Raw genomic sequence first — 14769 nt, 5'->3', positions numbered from 1 at the left:
GGTTAAAAAACAAGCGGAGTGTGTCAGGTCAGGGGGCGAGTGTGTCAGAACAGGGGTGAAGTGTGTCAGGTGATTAAATATAATACAGACTAAAGTTATTGATACTAAAGGGTATGACTGTTTTTTGTACCGCATTTGACACACTGACACACTCGACACACCCTTTTTTTACGCTTCTATAAAAACATTTTTTGTTGAGAGAGATTTAAAAGTGGCTAGAGCTAAATTATCACTAAGCAAAAGTAACGAAATTGTTACGAAAAACTATAGTAAGGGAGATACAAAATGAGCAACAACTTAACCATCAAAAGCCTGACACCTGCTATCTCTGGCTGGTGGGCTAAAATCACCGATAATGACGAAGATAAAACAGAATGGTACTCACCCGTAGCTGCATGGGCGCTATGTGATGTGAGCTATGAAAAAGAGTCGAAAGTATATACCCAAATTCTGCCTGTATTGACAGGGGAGTCGGGCATGGAGCCATTACACCCAGCCGAGACATATAGTGAATTACTTTATTTACCCAATGATAAATTTATTCGTATGGGAGAGCCTTGCGTGTACTCATGGGCAATTGTTAAGGGGGATGGGAAGTAATGACCATTCAAACACTGACACTAAAGCGGAAAAATCCACCAGCGACGAATACGCCAAAAAGAATACAAGTTAAAACGCTACAGGAAACACCACAGCAGCCGAAGAAGAAAAATAAGGCAGATGTTCACGCGAAGAAGAAACAGCACCGTATCGACCGTATAGCGCAGCACTGGACACTATTCAGTGAGCCAGAAGCCAAGCCGCTGATGATTGGTATCAAAGAAGCTCTGATTGAAGATGCGAAAGATAGAGAGCTAGACATTCCAGAGAGCCATATTAAACAGGGATTACGGTCATACATCAGCCGCAAGGCTTATTTGAAAGCCCTTACTCTGGGTGGCAATAGGTTTGATATGAACGGGCAACCTAGCGGAGAAGTCACACCAGAACAGCAAAGCATAGCGGAGCAAAAACTGATAGAGTGGCTAAAGAAATAACACAGGAGCTTTATGAAAATTATTTATAGAAGCAAAGGTAATCAAGATGTAATTGAATTAGCTTATACAATCTTTGAGCTTGATAAAATTAAATATGCCATGCAATCGGTCAGGCGTATTGCTGACGTTGATGTCAAAACTTTCGGATTTATTTTTAGACGCATGGTCATTACTGGTACGCCAGAGCAAATAAAAATCGCTAGAAAGGCTTTGATTAGGCGTTATAGCCATTAATTGAACACCGCCAAAGTATAAGCTGAGGCGGTTATGTATAATTAGCCTTATCAACTAAAGGGATCACTAAATGAAAAAAATCATGATAACGGCTCTATTGGCTTTGTTTCTATCGGGATGTGATAACAGTCCGCCAGCACCCTACGGATTTAAGTGGGGGCAATCGGTGGAGGATATCCAAAAGTTAAACTTAGATGGGATAATATGCTATGGGGGGACGGTTTGTAACGTTGAGGAAATGCCAGACCACACCCGAGGTCATGCAGTGTTGATGTTTGATAATGAATTAAAGTTAGTGGAAATACTTTATACAAATACGCTTGAAATCATGAATACCAGCGAAGAACAGGCGCTTAATGAATATGAACGAGCAATCACCAATTTGACTGCGGTTTATGGTAGCCCAATACAAAATATAAAAAGATTGGATGATGCCTCTAATTTGTTTGGGTGCTTACAAAAAGCTGGCTGTGCTGAATTTGCCACCAAGTTTAATAAAGATGGATATGCCGCAAACTTGTATATGGTAGATGGTAAAAATGACGACGTATTTATACTAACAGAGTATACAATCCCCAAAAAATGACTATTTAAAACTTAGAAATGAAAGCCGGCCTTGAGTCGGTTTTTTGTTGTCTTAATTCTATGATTTAAAATTTAAATGAAAATATTTTCTACATAATTAACTTTACGTGGAATTATTTTGTTGTGTATTTTTTGTGCTGGCTTATAATTAACTGTATTAATAAACATACTGAGGATATGAACATGACCAGAACAGAGAAAGGCTTTAAAACAGTTTCCATTGACGGGCAGTTAGTGGCACGTATTGAGAAGTTACGCCAAAAACGTGCAGAAAAAGATTTTTTACTCAGTGGCGCACCGATGACCCAAATCATTAGAGGGTTATTGAATGAAGCTCTACGCCGTGAGGGGTTCTAATGGAAAAGTTACAGCAGTTAGCAAGCACGATAGCTCAGATTTATGTTGATGGGCTAAAAGCGGAAACGGGAACAACATTAGTGACTTATAACGGCATTACAGGCGAGGTGATCCCTGAATTGCTGGCGGCAGGGCTATTTGATAATGCGGTGCATATCGTTAAAACGGATGGAGAGCAAATTGACGTTGAAGGTAAGGCGTTTAATTTACTGTCACCACTGATTAACCTTTCAACAAAGCCTTACTCACTAACAGAGCGTGCTTATAACGTGATTAATTTTTTAAATACAAAAGCATTAAAAGCGCGAAATATTTTATCCAATAAAACGAATTGTAATTAATAGGTGATGATATGGCTGACAGTCAAAGTGTAGGTGGTATTCATTATGATGTAGACATGAATATTGAGGGGTTAGTCGGTGGCGGAAAGGTTGTAGAAAAAGAACTAACCAAGCTTGAGAAAGGATTTGATGGGGCCAGCAAGGGGATTGCGCGATTAGATAAAGCCGCAATGGCGGTATCTAACTCATTGAAAATGCCTGAACTAAATAGGCTATCCAGAGATATGGCTCAATTATCAGGGAAGATGGGGGCTAACTCCATCGCAACAGATAAGGCCATGCAGTCACATAATAGATTTACAGGTGTACTTAGCACCGTATCAAGTCAGTTAAGCGCTGGGTATATCGGTAATGTGGGCAGTGCCACCGCATCACTAATCAATCATACTAAAGCAGCCTTAGAAGCGACACAGGCGGAATTAGCGAACGCAGAAGCCAACAAGAAACAAGCTGAGTCCTATCAGGCATCAGCGGCGCAAATGGTATTAAATGCCAAAGAAGAAAAAGCAGCCGCACAATCAGCAATTGAACTCGCTAAAGATAAAGTGGCGGCAGCAGATAGCTTGACTATATCGTTAGAAAAACAGCGAGTAGAGTTAGAGCAGCAGGTAAAAGTCCAAAGACAGATATTAAGAGATGCTAAAGAAACATACAAAATAGCGCCAAAAGATGAAAATTTTCAAGATGTTGTTGTCGCTAGAAATAAAATGATGGCTACCGAAAAGAAAATACAAGCCATCGGTAATCAGATAGACAAAGAGCAAGTTTCCGCATCACAGGCCCTGAAAAAAGCTAAAGAAGCAGAAATAGCGGCTAGCGCAAAAGTAACAGCCGCTACAGCGCTTGAACAGAAAGCTAAGGTGACACTGGCAACCGCCAATGAAGCAGTTGCTACAGCTAGCGCAAAAGCGACAGCGGCAACTAAAGCACAAGCTATAGCGATGAATGGCTTGCGTGGTGTAATGGCTTTGCTTGGTGGGCCTACTGGTTTATTTCTTTTGGCAGCCGCAGGAGTTTATGCTCTCTATGAGGCAATGACTGATGACACAGCAATAAAAGAGTACAACGCTAAAATCGATGAGATGATCACTAAGATTGACTCTCTGACATCTAAGCAGGCGGAAGTGGTATCGAGGGAGCTAGGCGTTAGGATAGCTAAAACAAAAGAGGAATTAGTAAAAAGCGTTAATGAAGTCAAAAAGCTAGAAGGTAGCCTAGAAAGGATGAATGCTATCCCCAATAAGAACTCAGATGTATTACAATCCATCAAGTTGGCTACTAAACAGTTAGGGGAATACAACCTTGTTGTTGTTGAGGGAACAAGAAGAATAAGAGAGCAAGAAGCTCAACGAAAACAACTAAATAAAGTTGAAGCAGATAGGAAAGGCCTTAAAGATGAACGTGTAGATGCGATGAACATTTTTAACGATGCCGCTAAAGGTGCTATTGAATCCAACAAAATGCTAGCCAAAACGATAGAGCTAGGCTCTCCTGCGCTGGCCAAGATGGAAATGGAAGTTTCCGCACTTGAACTAAGTTTATCTGCGGCTGGAATTAGCTCAGAAGAAGCTGAAACTCAAATTTCCAATTTAAAGCAAACATTAGAAGCTGGAAGGGCTGACAGCTTTGAATTAATGCTTCAAGGCATTGAGGAAAACGTTCAAGCCTTAAAGATAGAGATGGAAGAAGGCAAAGACGCTGCTATAGAGTATTTGGCTACTGTCCAAATGGCTAAGGCTGGCGTTAGCGATGATGGTATGCTTGATCGCTTAATTAGTGGGTTAAGAAAGCAGCATGAACTTCAAACGCAAATATCTAACGGAAAGAAAAAAGGCAGTGGCGGCAAAAAGGATAAAGCAGCGGAGGAACTTAAACGCCAACAAAATGAAGTCGCAGCACTTAATAAAAGGTTTGAATTGCTTAGCACTGGCGTAGCTGATGCCAATAGAGATATGGCGATATTTGAAGCTGTTCAAAAGCTAGGCGAGAAAGCTACAGTTAAGCAGAAAGAGGCTGTGGAAAAAGAAGCAGCGGAAATATATGACCTTACTCAAAAGGTCAATGACTTCATCCAAGCGCAAGAAGCCACTCCAGAATTAAAGCTGGCTCGTGAGTTCGGAGAGGAAGCTAAAACTATTCGACGTATGTTTGATGAGGGATTCATCGATAAAGAAACGTTTACACGACTAGGCCGAGAAGCTACTCAGGCATTTGAGCAGGGCATGTCTGATATTCGCATAGAAACAACCTCAAACAATATCATCACAGATATTGGTGAAAACCGCGCTAAATTCGACCCTATCCAAGCATTGGCTAATGAAAACACCCGTAAGCTTGCAATGATGAAAGAGTATTACGATCAGGAACAGAAGCTACTGGATGATTCATACGCTAAGCAGCAAATGACCCACGAGCAGTACACAGCGGCTAAATCTGCAACCGATATGCAATATCATCTGTTAATCACAGCAATGGATAAGCAATATCAACAGCAGCAATTAGCGGCACAATGGGAGCTAATGAGGCAGCAGAACCTAGGCTATGAAATGTTGGCTTCAGCGGTTGATTCTCTGGCTGGCAATGCTTCAAACGTTATTACTGGATTAATGACAGGCACTATGTCAGCGGCTGATGCTATGCGCTCGCTGGGTAATACGATTCTAAACAGTGTCGTTAACTCAATCGTGCAGGTTGGCGTTGAAATGCTGAAAAACTTCATCATAGATCAGACTATCGGTAAAGCCTCTCAAGTTGCCAATGCGTTAGCAGCCAAAGCTGGTGGAGCAGCAGCATTAGCAGCATGGACGCCAGCAGCAATAGCCGCTTCAATTGCCACAGGTGGGGCAGCTTCAGCGACAGGGTTAACCGCATTTCAAACATCAATGCTATCTGGTCAAGCTCTCTCTATCGGGTTAGCCGGTGCGAGATACAACGGTGGGCCCGTAAAAGGTGGTTCAGCTTATGAGCTTGGTGAGAAGAATCTGCCAGAATTGATGCAAATAGGAAACAAGCTGATCGGCATACCAGGCAATAACGGGAGGGTGTTCAGTTATGACGAAATAACAGGCGCACCAGTGATACCCAAAGCGCCTACAGGTAAGCAATATCTGAACCATAAGAATAATGAGCGAGCAATATCGAATAAAGATATACAGGGAGGGAGTGGTTCATCAATTACTTTTAATATGATTAATCAGGGCACTCCTCAGCAAGTAACAGGCTATAACGAATCTCAAGGAGATGACGGGAGACGGATCATTGAGGTTGTGACTAATGATATTCTAACTGGCGGTACTGTCAGTCGAGCAATAGCAACACATCATGGCGCACAAAGAAAAGCATTAGGTAACTTTTGATAAATAGGGCAGGTTTCTGCCCTTTATTTTGATACTTTCGTGAACAGTACGCGCGAGGGCGGTGATGCGAGAATTCACCCCACTTTAGCGACTTATGTGACACGTTAGGGATGATGATTTTTATACACCGTAGCAAATAGTTTTTACACATCGTAGAACGGGAGTTTTTACACACGTTAGACGGAATTATCGGACACGTTAGCGGTTAGTTTTCGGACATCGTAGCAAGAGTATTTTCAGTCCATAAAAAGAGAATATTAATCTTACCTTGAAATAGGCTTGTATCTATTGGTATCACAGGGATTGGCGGAATAATGAGAATGACAACTTATGAAAAACTCATATTATTTCGGATTGGAAATGGCGAGGCATTATGAGACCACAATCAAGGCACTATACGGACGCATTGCCAACTATCGGGCATGGCACTATAGCTGCTATCAGAAAGTTTAAAAATAATGGTGAAGGGCTACAGTGGGATACTAGCGCAGGCAAATTAATCATAGGTAAAAATGGTGATAATTACTTGGTTGTTATAGGCGATAAGCGATTCTCTTTATCACTAGTCACTACTCAAGCAGGTTATGGCGTTCGCTATTGGTATTCATGCCCCTATTGTCGTAAACGTAGAGCAGAGCTTTATTTTAGTCGTAAAGATTTATCCTGTAGGTCGTGTTGGAATTTCCACTATGCCAGCCAGAGTGAAAATAAGCTTGACCGATTAAGGCGCAAGGTGCGAGTAGGCCGCTTTGCTATTTGGGGGTATAGTCCTGATGTTAGTAACCTAGTGAAGCATGTGTATTCTTTCGATAAACCCAAAGGCATGAAATGGGGGAAATTCAGGGAGAAAGTGGCAGAACAGGCAAGACTAGAGGATTATTACTGGCAGGCATTTATACCATTTGTCGATAAATTAACGTCGGGTATTAAGATAAGGATAGCCTAATATTTCCACGCAGTACCACCTCACGAAACTGATATTTTACTACTAGCCAAAACTAGCCTTGCTACTAGGGAAAACTAGAGGTTAAACTTAATAAAAATTAGCCATTTTTGGTGGTTTGATATGTATCGGAATGTATCGGTAAATTGCGCACGAGATGATAAGTTTTGATAAGGTATCGTGCGCAAGTAAATTACTATCTTTGATGTTGATAAGCGCAACTACGGATGTTGATTTTATTTAAAAAAGATGGCGTAAATTCCGTAAGCAGCTAAAGCAAGAAATAAGTAAAATACAAATTTAATTTTCTTTAGAGTGACCCTTTTGTTGATAACGCAAGTTTCATCAAAAAAATAGTTAATAAACTCTGGCTTACTTATGCCAATATCACCGTCATTAAGCTCAATTGATTCCATATACTTTAAGTTGGCTACTTTATTAGTTGAAGAGTTACTATCATCTAAGCTAATTTGGTCATTGATAAAAGCATTCCAAGCCATTACCCGAGCAATTCTTTCCCCTGATGAATGACAAGATTCAATCTCGTGCAATCGCAAACGATAGGCATTATTTATTTTTTCAAGTCCATAGATTTCAGTATTATTCATTTCAAATCTCTTAAATGGTTGTATATGTTCAAGTAATGGATGATTTAGGAAAATACTCTCTTATAAAAATCAGAAATTCAACTTGTTTAAGATATCTTTGTGTCGTTTCCATGCAGAATAAATATCTTTATCCCACGCTTTGCCGCCTTTAGTTTGATAGCCAGCCTCGTTAATTCGTTCAGCGATAATGCGCCCGTTATCTATGCCTTCCGATAGCACCAAATTAACTACAGAAACGACAGCAGACTCATTATAGGTATACGGTGGGATATCTGCCTTACCAGCAATTAAAGACGCCACAGACGATTCTAGGCGTTCCACTAGCGATAAAATACGAGCGTCAGGATTACTGTCAGGGCGGTTTAACTTCTCTTTGATGGCTGAGACTATCCACGCTGTTTTATCGGTACCAGAGTTCGACACGGCATCATTAAACAGGGCTTGCAGTTCAGCAGGTAGACGAAAGGCGATAAGATTAGATTTACTCATGAAAATAGTCCGCTATTGACTCAGTGAGCGCTCATTATATCAGCGTATAACAGTGTTATACAGATAAAAAAATATAAAATTGCTGGTGGCTTGAATGAGTAATTCCATAACTTAAAGTTAGAGTAACTTACTGTAAAACAAGCAAAGCGTATTATTGCGCCTTGTAACTGACTGAATACATGGCAAAGCTCAAATTTGAGCGCAGTCTATTTTTACCAATAGAATCAATCGGCTCATTTTTGAGCCTGTATTTATCAATAGAAACAGTGCCCTCAAAACTGAGGAAGGTTAACGATTGTGATTATGGCCATAGTCAGAAAGGGTGACAGTTGAAATGCTACTCTTGACGCTGAGGACGGCTTGAAATGAAGCTCTCATATTAAAACCGCAAATTAGTGGCTTTAGCCAAAGCAGCTAAATATTAGCAAGTACAGCTAACCCATACTAAAAACACGGTGTAGTTATTTTGTCATCAGAAAGACTCACGGTAATAACGTATCAAAATGGTACCAGCAAGAAACCACGGTGACACCTCTAAAAAGAGAATACCCCTCAAACATTTATCGCTCATATCATTGCTATAAATGGGATAATAAATATAATTATTGCTAATTATGAAATGATGAGTGTGAGGTAATGATAATGGCCTATAACCCTAACTTTAAACCAGTGATGTTAACGATGACACAAATGGAAAGAATCCGAGCTATTCAGGATGCTGAGAAAGACAAATCACCACTGAACCTAGCACCGACAATTAACGCTATAGCGAGAGGCTTAGTAGATTCCGCGCTTAATCAAATGGAAAAACAAGTCGATGCCGTTCGGTGAATTACTTTCTGGATGGCTTATCGTAAGAGGTAAGTAAATGAGCAAGCACCCGACAAGGTGGCAAAAAGGGCAATCAGGTAATCCGTCAGGTAGACCAAGCAAAGGCGCTGAAATAAGGCGTAATCTAATGGATATGACTCCGCAAGCGATTAAAGCGATCCTTTCAGGTATTGAAAGCGGTGATGCTACCTGCTTAAAAATATGGGCTGACCGTTGCGACCCTGTTTCGAAATCTACTATTCAGCCTGTCGAATTTCTTTGTGACACCACAGACCTATCGAGCGCAGCATTAAGCGTTGTATCGGCTATAAGTCAGGGATTAGTGCCGCCAGATGTGGGAACCGTTATTTTAAAGGGCATTGCTGATGCTTCTAAGATTATCGAGGTTGAGAGTTTACAGCGTGAAGTTGAGGCACTGAAAGAAGCGATGGAAGAGATTAAAAATGACAATTCGTAATACGTTAAAGCAGATTCGAGAGCAAATATCAGTTATTAAACCTGATGATAGGATTACAGCAATTAAACTAATGGCGGTTGAAAAAAATAAAGAAACAGGCGAGTTATTCTATTCAGGGCATACGCTTTACGATATGAAAACAAGGGAATCAGTAACAGAAATATACTTAGATGATGACGAGAGGCGAACCTATGAGCACGAAGGTTAGAATTAAACAGATTAAAACGATGATTAAGCAATATGGCGTTACGGGCGAAAACGCCGATTCTATGGTGATTAAGGCTATTATGGACGAGATAGCAGAAATCAAACCCGAAGGTACAGCAGAGAAAATAGTCAAACAACTACATAAGCGTACCGGCTATACTTTCCCTGCAAGCGAAGAACTAAAGCAGCTCTTTTCACCGTGTCCTGATAGCACGAAAGAACAGGACGATAACATTGCCGCTATTATTGTCAAAAATTGACATTAGAACCTGACATCACGTCAAACAAATTTCTAAACACCGTCCAAAATTAAATGGGTACGCAATAGGTACGCAGTAAATTGATACTATTCACATTGGTAACTATTTGATTCTGTCGAGACCGTCACTTTGGTTTATTTCAATTAAGCACAATCAAGATATAGCGATAATCACACCTTTGAGGTAAAGCCATGTTACAGCGTGAAGCAATAGAATCCGTTATGATGGAGTTAGCCCACCAGCAAGGGCAATCACTCAATGGACGCGATAGGTTAGCAATTAGAATAGGTGTAGCCCAGACAATACAGGCTAAAGAGCGTCACAGGCGGAGAATGACCGCACCAACCTACCAATGGACTAAGCCAGCACCGAAACGATAATAGGTTGCCTTGAAATCAAGGAGACATGAGGCTCTGAAATTGGAGGCTCGTCACTGGCTGGCAATATTCTAATCATGGACATGAGATAAAAGTAACCACAATGCAAATAAGCATTGCGACAAGCGCAGGGCAAATTTGTCCTTTGAGTATTAATCCCACACTGAAAATAAACACATCTTAAAACTATAAATGTAATCATCTTAAAAGGATGGTCGCAATTAACTGGTAGATGTGAGCTATATTTCATATAAAATATTCTACGGCTAGGACTTAAAGCCATAAATAAGCGTGTTATAAGCTATTAAATTGTGTCCGTGCGAAAGATTATAAAAAAGGTGAAACATTGTGAGCATATTTAAATCGATTTGGGATTTTTTCGGTTTGTATCAGACTAAAAGAATAAGAATTTTACATGTGTTGATTCTACTTTTAGTGATATCGCAAATTATTGTTAGTAATTGGATGACGGGAACAAAGTCAATAGTTCTTCCTTTTTTTGATGAGGCTTATTTATTCACTTGGATTCATATTGTTTCAGGCTTTGTACTTTTTTTCTTGACGTTATTTTTAGTCGTATCGTGTTTTAACCAGCACGGCCTTAGATATTTTTATCCTTATCTCTGGGGCGACTTTAAGCAAATCAAAGAAGATATAAGCTCTCTTTTAGCTAAAAAACTACCAGATAGCTCTCCTAAAGGACTCGCCGCAACAGTTCAAGGGTTGGGATTAGGCGCTTTATCAATTGTTATTTTGTCGGGCATTGCTTGGTTCATTCTATGGCTACAGCAGTCTCCGCTCGCTTTAGAGGCTAGAAGCATTCATAAATCACTCACCATTTTAATTGAGATTTATATTTATGGTCACGGTGGTTTAGGGGTTATTCATTTTGTAATTTGGAAAAAAAGTAAAAATAAATAGATTTACTTAATACCTTATAGACAATATGGGTGATTAGTCGCCCATATGTATTGAATGATATTTTGTTGTAAATCTATAGATGCCGATAAGTTACCGTGACGCAAATATGCGTTACCGATGAAATCAACTACTTACATTGTGCTACCTTCATCAATGAGGGAACCAAATCAAGAAGTTTATAGATATTATGATTATTAATTTATAGATAACTCAGAGTAAATTCAGTTAGCAACTAATTGTTATATCAAGCTATTATCTACGACTTTATAAATAACACCTAAGCGTTGCCGCAAAATTTAAAAATTGATGTTACCCTCGTTAATGAGGGAAAGATAGGTAGCGGCAGCAACGACTACGGCAAGATTACGGGAAGTTTTAACGGTGAGATTACGGTGAGGGTTAAGCTGATAACGCTAAGGTTACGGTAAGGAATCAGGGCGAGAATACGGCGAGGTTTCCATAATGATTTCCAGTGAAAACGCACTTTAGCAAATGGAAACTAACACTAAGGTTACGCTAAAGTTTCAAGTGGTCAGTTGTATTTTGATTCTGTCGATTTAACAAAATCAAGTATAATCAATAAATTATACCCACATACGGGATTATCCCTCATGTAGTATTAAATAGGAGAAAACATAATGGAAATCAAAAGCGCGCATATATCAAAAGATGAGCTATACAGATATGACCTTTGGCGAATATGGGATAACACTAAACCTAGCATTATGTTTATTGGCTTAAACCCCTCTTATGCCGATCATGAAATAAACGATAACACTATCACCCGCTGTATTAATTTTTCTAAGATGTGGGGATATGGTGGTTTATGTATGTGTAATTTATTTGCCTATCGAGCAACTAAACCAAAAGAAATGTTCAAAGCATTAGACCCTATTGGCAGTGATAATGATGCTATTTTGTTATCTCATGCCGAGAAAGTAGATAAAATAGTTGCCTCATGGGGCAATCATGGAAGGTTTAAGGGGCGTTCTGCTGAGATAAGATCACTTTTATCTAACAAATTATATTATTTAGAGCTAAATAAAACGGGTGAGCCAAAGCATCCCCTTTATATTCATAGTGAAACCAAACTGAAAAAGTTATGAGCGATTAATTAATACTGATATAGGTCAATATTGACATTAAGAGCACCAATTTTGATGTTACGTTGACCTAAAGTCTTAGAAATCGTTGACATTACGCTGGTGGGCTTGCCTATACGTTTGACGTTATCGAAAATCACCCTTATACAAATTAATTTCTATAAGTCCGAATTGATCATGAATAAAAGCTTTTCAAGGTCAGAGGTAGCAAGGCTTACAAGGTGGTTACAGTTAAAATATTACGTCAACGAAACGTCAACGCTATAAGGCATTTTTTGTTGATCTAATGGTATATTTCTCTGTATTTATTAGGTCCTGAAATTTTAGCCTTATAGCTCACGGTAAATAGGCTATTTCTCCTCTTTAAACTAACCCAATATTATTGGCATAGTTCACAACTGAAACTCTTAAAGATAAGTGGTTCAGCTAACCCGAAATTGTCGGGGCAGTTTAAACCTACCTACTATTTGTGGGCAGCCTATCTAGCTCTATTTTGTACAACTCATATTGATGTGTGCAAATTAACCGCACCTCTTAAAGAGAGTAGCCTATCAGATGAAAAATATTTTTAGGTTGCTATAGTTCCGTTTGAAACGGAGGCAGTGAAAAAGACGGGGAGGTTACGGGTAGGGTTATTTCTGGTCGGTGTTTCATTATCTGCAATGAAATTACTAATTGATGGTATTTTTGCAATCACGATAATTTATTGAGACAAGAAAGAACAGGCATCAAAAACAGCCTAGCAATGATCTTGGTTGTATAGAAATTTGTATAGAATGAAAGTTAGAATTTAAATAACTATTAAGTATCAATCAAATAAGTGCTTTGTATGGTTCTCTCCTCCGCCATCTTCACTTCCAATCAAGTCTATTAGAGTCTCCTAATCCCAGTTAAATCAAGCATTCTAGCGAAACCTCACTCTACCGAAGTCTACTAACGTCTTTCTAAATCTATACAATCGTCCTATATGCAATATTGCTGATTTATTGGTTTAAGTAGTCGCATTAATGCCGAGATTATCTAATTCCTAATGTTAAGCCGATACCATGAGTATTTTCGCTAGATAGATAGCCAATCTCAGCTTTGGCTTTTACTCGATTATCATAAATATTAATAGAGGGGTTCTAATGCCAGTGAGATATTATTTATAAATACAAATGATAATTCTCTATAGTCCTTATCCTAGAATCCACCGATATCATTGGATAAGATTAGATTAAAGTTTATGTCATTTAAACTGAATAGGTTAGTCATGATATATTCACCTCCAACCGACCATGTTCCGGTATTACTATTGACGTTTAATTTTTTCTCATATCCTATACTATTAGTAAACATATAGGATATATGCCATATACATTAATTTCATCATTGTTATCTAATTTTAAACGTCCCATAAAAATTAAATCGGTTAATACAGAAATAACGAGTCTTAATTTTCGAACTAGGTTATTACTTTGTTGATTGCCATTTTTAATGCTAGAAAATTAGTCTGTTTTTATGCCAGTAGATTGATAAGTATTGATTGTTATAGCTCAGGATAATCAAAGCATCGTGGTAATCATAATCTCTACACCGTGAAACAATATAAACTCTTAACGAAACCCACTTAATATCTCATGTGGCTAAGGTCACATTTTGTATATTTACCTAAGGACTCTTGATAATTTGCCAGTAATCAATGGTGATGTGGCAGTAATTTCAAGGTTATTTTAGATTGGATCACTAGAATGGATCTTAAGGATATTGACATGCGGCATATTGTAAATAAATCCATCAATATCTGGTTTATACAGGTAACGTGCTATCTAGGGGGAGTTTTCATGAGGTTATATAGTGAAGATTTTTTTACGACGCCACAACAGCATATTGCTGTAGAGCCTAGAATACCTCAGCCTATTTTTCCAGAACACACCCATGATTTTAGTGAGATTTTCCTCGTAACTCAAGGGATTGGAACCCATGTACTCAATGGGCGACCTTACACATTATGTCCAGGGATGGTGTGTTATATAAAATCAAGTGATTATCATTTATTTGAAAATGTCGCTAATTTAAACTTAACTAATGTGCTGTATCGCTCTGATTCAAGTTTTACTTATTTAAATAATATTAACCATTTATTTCCTACAGACACAGAGAAGAACATTTCTCATTGGTTATTAAGTAAATTATATTATGAAAAAGCACAAGAAATTATTGATAAACTTAATGAAAGTGATGATTCAGATCCAGTCTATAAAGAAAGTCTTTTTTTGCAGTTAATCGTAAATTTACAAGAAGGGCGTTATCATCATACTGGCGAAGGAAATAATGAACAGCGAATTATTCAAATGCTAAGGTGGCTAAATGCAAATTATACCGAAGAAATTGACTGGGGGAGTTTAACGGCTCAATTTTCCATTTCATTGCGCACATTTCATCGTTATATGAAAAATACGCTAGGGGTTACGCCGCAAAATTATTTGATCAAATTGAGATTATCTGAGGCTTATTATCAAATCAGATTTACAGATAAGCGTATTACCGATATTGCATTAGAAAGTGGTTTTAATGATAGCGCTTATTTTTCAACTCGATTTAAAAATGAGTATAGCATCACGCCCCGTGACTTGCGCCATTGCACTAACTAAAAAAGCGAGTAATGATTGTTTTTACTCTTC

Annotated in this window: 18 protein-coding genes; 16 read left to right on the top strand and 2 right to left on the bottom strand. The window is 38.7% G+C overall.

The features are described from left to right. The first annotated feature begins 285 nt into the window (after window positions 1-285). The 8 genes from M998_RS04455 to M998_RS04425 all read left to right on the top strand — a co-directional run bounded on the left by M998_RS04455 (window position 286) and on the right by M998_RS04425 (window position 6856). Window positions 286-600 carry a hypothetical protein gene (locus tag M998_RS04455; RefSeq protein ID WP_068907754.1) on the top strand — a complete coding sequence of 105 codons (315 nt, stop codon included), beginning with the start codon at window positions 286-288 and terminating at the stop codon, window positions 598-600. Continuing rightward, window positions 600-1037: a ProQ/FINO family protein gene (locus M998_RS04450; RefSeq protein ID WP_068907752.1), complete on the top strand. Its 438-nt coding sequence runs from the start codon at window positions 600-602 to the stop codon at window positions 1035-1037. Before M998_RS04455 ends, M998_RS04450 begins: the two co-directional genes overlap by 1 nt. Before the next feature lie 12 nt (window positions 1038-1049). Further along, window positions 1050-1271, top strand: a complete 222-nt coding sequence (locus M998_RS04445; protein WP_068907750.1) for a hypothetical protein — start codon at window positions 1050-1052, stop codon at window positions 1269-1271. A gap of 70 nt (window positions 1272-1341) precedes the next feature. Further along, complete coding sequence (locus M998_RS04440; protein ID WP_068907748.1) at window positions 1342-1857, top strand: putative periplasmic lipoprotein; 516 nt, start codon at window positions 1342-1344, stop codon at window positions 1855-1857. A 182-nt stretch (window positions 1858-2039) separates the two neighbouring features. After that, the gene (locus tag M998_RS19235) at window positions 2040-2213 is read left to right on the top strand and encodes a 3-hydroxybutyryl-CoA dehydrogenase (protein ID WP_074379423.1); all 174 of its coding nucleotides are present in this window, start codon (window positions 2040-2042) and stop codon (window positions 2211-2213) included. After that, complete coding sequence (locus M998_RS04435; protein ID WP_068907746.1) at window positions 2213-2554, top strand: hypothetical protein; 342 nt, start codon at window positions 2213-2215, stop codon at window positions 2552-2554. Before M998_RS19235 ends, M998_RS04435 begins: the two co-directional genes overlap by 1 nt. Before the next feature lie 11 nt (window positions 2555-2565). Further along, window positions 2566-5910: a coiled-coil domain-containing protein gene (locus M998_RS04430; RefSeq protein ID WP_068907744.1), complete on the top strand. Its 3345-nt coding sequence runs from the start codon at window positions 2566-2568 to the stop codon at window positions 5908-5910. Between the two features lie 373 nt (window positions 5911-6283). Beyond that, a complete protein-coding gene (locus M998_RS04425) occupies window positions 6284-6856 on the top strand; it encodes a hypothetical protein (RefSeq protein WP_068907742.1) in 573 nt (190 codons plus the stop codon). A 233-nt stretch (window positions 6857-7089) separates the two neighbouring features. On the opposite strand, the gene M998_RS04420 is transcribed toward M998_RS04425, so the two are convergent. Both M998_RS04420 and M998_RS04415 read right to left on the bottom strand, forming a co-directional pair. After that, window positions 7090-7461, bottom strand: a complete 372-nt coding sequence (locus M998_RS04420) for a hypothetical protein (RefSeq protein ID WP_068907741.1) — start codon at window positions 7459-7461, stop codon at window positions 7090-7092. A 69-nt stretch (window positions 7462-7530) separates the two neighbouring features. Then, the gene (locus tag M998_RS04415) at window positions 7531-7950 is read right to left on the bottom strand and encodes a hypothetical protein (protein WP_068907739.1); all 420 of its coding nucleotides are present in this window, start codon (window positions 7948-7950) and stop codon (window positions 7531-7533) included. A gap of 642 nt (window positions 7951-8592) precedes the next feature. Here M998_RS04415 and M998_RS04410 point away from each other — a divergent pair. From M998_RS04410 to rhaS, 8 genes are all read left to right on the top strand, one after another. Continuing rightward, a complete protein-coding gene (locus M998_RS04410) occupies window positions 8593-8781 on the top strand; it encodes a hypothetical protein (RefSeq protein ID WP_068907737.1) in 189 nt (62 codons plus the stop codon). A 37-nt stretch (window positions 8782-8818) separates the two neighbouring features. Next, the gene (locus M998_RS04405; RefSeq protein ID WP_068907735.1) at window positions 8819-9238 is read left to right on the top strand and encodes a DUF5681 domain-containing protein; all 420 of its coding nucleotides are present in this window, start codon (window positions 8819-8821) and stop codon (window positions 9236-9238) included. Further along, a complete protein-coding gene (locus M998_RS04400) occupies window positions 9225-9446 on the top strand; it encodes a hypothetical protein (RefSeq protein ID WP_068907733.1) in 222 nt (73 codons plus the stop codon). The genes M998_RS04405 and M998_RS04400 overlap by 14 nt, the downstream gene beginning before the upstream one ends. After that, entirely contained in the window at window positions 9430-9705 is a 276-nt protein-coding gene (locus tag M998_RS04395; RefSeq protein WP_068907732.1) for a hypothetical protein, read from the top strand. Before M998_RS04400 ends, M998_RS04395 begins: the two co-directional genes overlap by 17 nt. Window positions 9706-9896: 191 nt before the next feature. Next, window positions 9897-10085 carry a hypothetical protein gene (locus M998_RS04390; protein WP_068907730.1) on the top strand — a complete coding sequence of 63 codons (189 nt, stop codon included), beginning with the start codon at window positions 9897-9899 and terminating at the stop codon, window positions 10083-10085. A gap of 345 nt (window positions 10086-10430) precedes the next feature. Further along, entirely contained in the window at window positions 10431-11003 is a 573-nt protein-coding gene (locus tag M998_RS04385) for a cytochrome b/b6 domain-containing protein (RefSeq protein WP_068907728.1), read from the top strand. A 638-nt stretch (window positions 11004-11641) separates the two neighbouring features. Then, window positions 11642-12109: a DUF1643 domain-containing protein gene (locus M998_RS04380; RefSeq protein WP_068907726.1), complete on the top strand. Its 468-nt coding sequence runs from the start codon at window positions 11642-11644 to the stop codon at window positions 12107-12109. A gap of 1820 nt (window positions 12110-13929) precedes the next feature. Next, the gene (gene rhaS, locus M998_RS04375) at window positions 13930-14739 is read left to right on the top strand and encodes an HTH-type transcriptional activator RhaS (protein WP_068907725.1); all 810 of its coding nucleotides are present in this window, start codon (window positions 13930-13932) and stop codon (window positions 14737-14739) included. Window positions 14740-14769 lie beyond the last annotated feature (30 nt).

Source organism: Providencia heimbachae ATCC 35613, assembly GCF_001655055.1.
Taxonomy (GTDB): Bacteria; Pseudomonadota; Gammaproteobacteria; order Enterobacterales; family Enterobacteriaceae; genus Providencia; species Providencia heimbachae.
This window is presented reverse-complemented; position numbering and strand designations above follow the sequence as displayed.

Bases quoted from the DNA above. Each gene is read 5' to 3' on its own strand.
- M998_RS04420 (WP_068907741.1), bottom strand. From the start codon at position 7,461: ATGAATAATACTGAAATCTATGGACTTGAAAAAATAAATAATGCCTAT.
- M998_RS04395 (WP_068907732.1), top strand. From the start codon at position 9,430: ATGAGCACGAAGGTTAGAATTAAACAGATTAAAACGATGATTAAGCAA.
- M998_RS04405 (WP_068907735.1), top strand. From the start codon at position 8,819: ATGAGCAAGCACCCGACAAGGTGGCAAAAAGGGCAATCAGGTAATCCG.
- rhaS (WP_068907725.1), top strand. From the start codon at position 13,930: ATGAGGTTATATAGTGAAGATTTTTTTACGACGCCACAACAGCATATT.
- M998_RS19235 (WP_074379423.1), top strand. From the start codon at position 2,040: ATGACCAGAACAGAGAAAGGCTTTAAAACAGTTTCCATTGACGGGCAG.
- M998_RS04410 (WP_068907737.1), top strand. From the start codon at position 8,593: ATGGCCTATAACCCTAACTTTAAACCAGTGATGTTAACGATGACACAA.
- M998_RS04400 (WP_068907733.1), top strand. From the start codon at position 9,225: ATGACAATTCGTAATACGTTAAAGCAGATTCGAGAGCAAATATCAGTT.
- M998_RS04380 (WP_068907726.1), top strand. From the start codon at position 11,642: ATGGAAATCAAAAGCGCGCATATATCAAAAGATGAGCTATACAGATAT.
- M998_RS04415 (WP_068907739.1), bottom strand. From the start codon at position 7,950: ATGAGTAAATCTAATCTTATCGCCTTTCGTCTACCTGCTGAACTGCAA.
- M998_RS04450 (WP_068907752.1), top strand. From the start codon at position 600: ATGACCATTCAAACACTGACACTAAAGCGGAAAAATCCACCAGCGACG.
- M998_RS04455 (WP_068907754.1), top strand. From the start codon at position 286: ATGAGCAACAACTTAACCATCAAAAGCCTGACACCTGCTATCTCTGGC.
- M998_RS04435 (WP_068907746.1), top strand. From the start codon at position 2,213: ATGGAAAAGTTACAGCAGTTAGCAAGCACGATAGCTCAGATTTATGTT.
- M998_RS04425 (WP_068907742.1), top strand. From the start codon at position 6,284: ATGAGACCACAATCAAGGCACTATACGGACGCATTGCCAACTATCGGG.
- M998_RS04440 (WP_068907748.1), top strand. From the start codon at position 1,342: ATGAAAAAAATCATGATAACGGCTCTATTGGCTTTGTTTCTATCGGGA.
- M998_RS04390 (WP_068907730.1), top strand. From the start codon at position 9,897: ATGTTACAGCGTGAAGCAATAGAATCCGTTATGATGGAGTTAGCCCAC.
- M998_RS04445 (WP_068907750.1), top strand. From the start codon at position 1,050: ATGAAAATTATTTATAGAAGCAAAGGTAATCAAGATGTAATTGAATTA.
- M998_RS04430 (WP_068907744.1), top strand. From the start codon at position 2,566: ATGGCTGACAGTCAAAGTGTAGGTGGTATTCATTATGATGTAGACATG.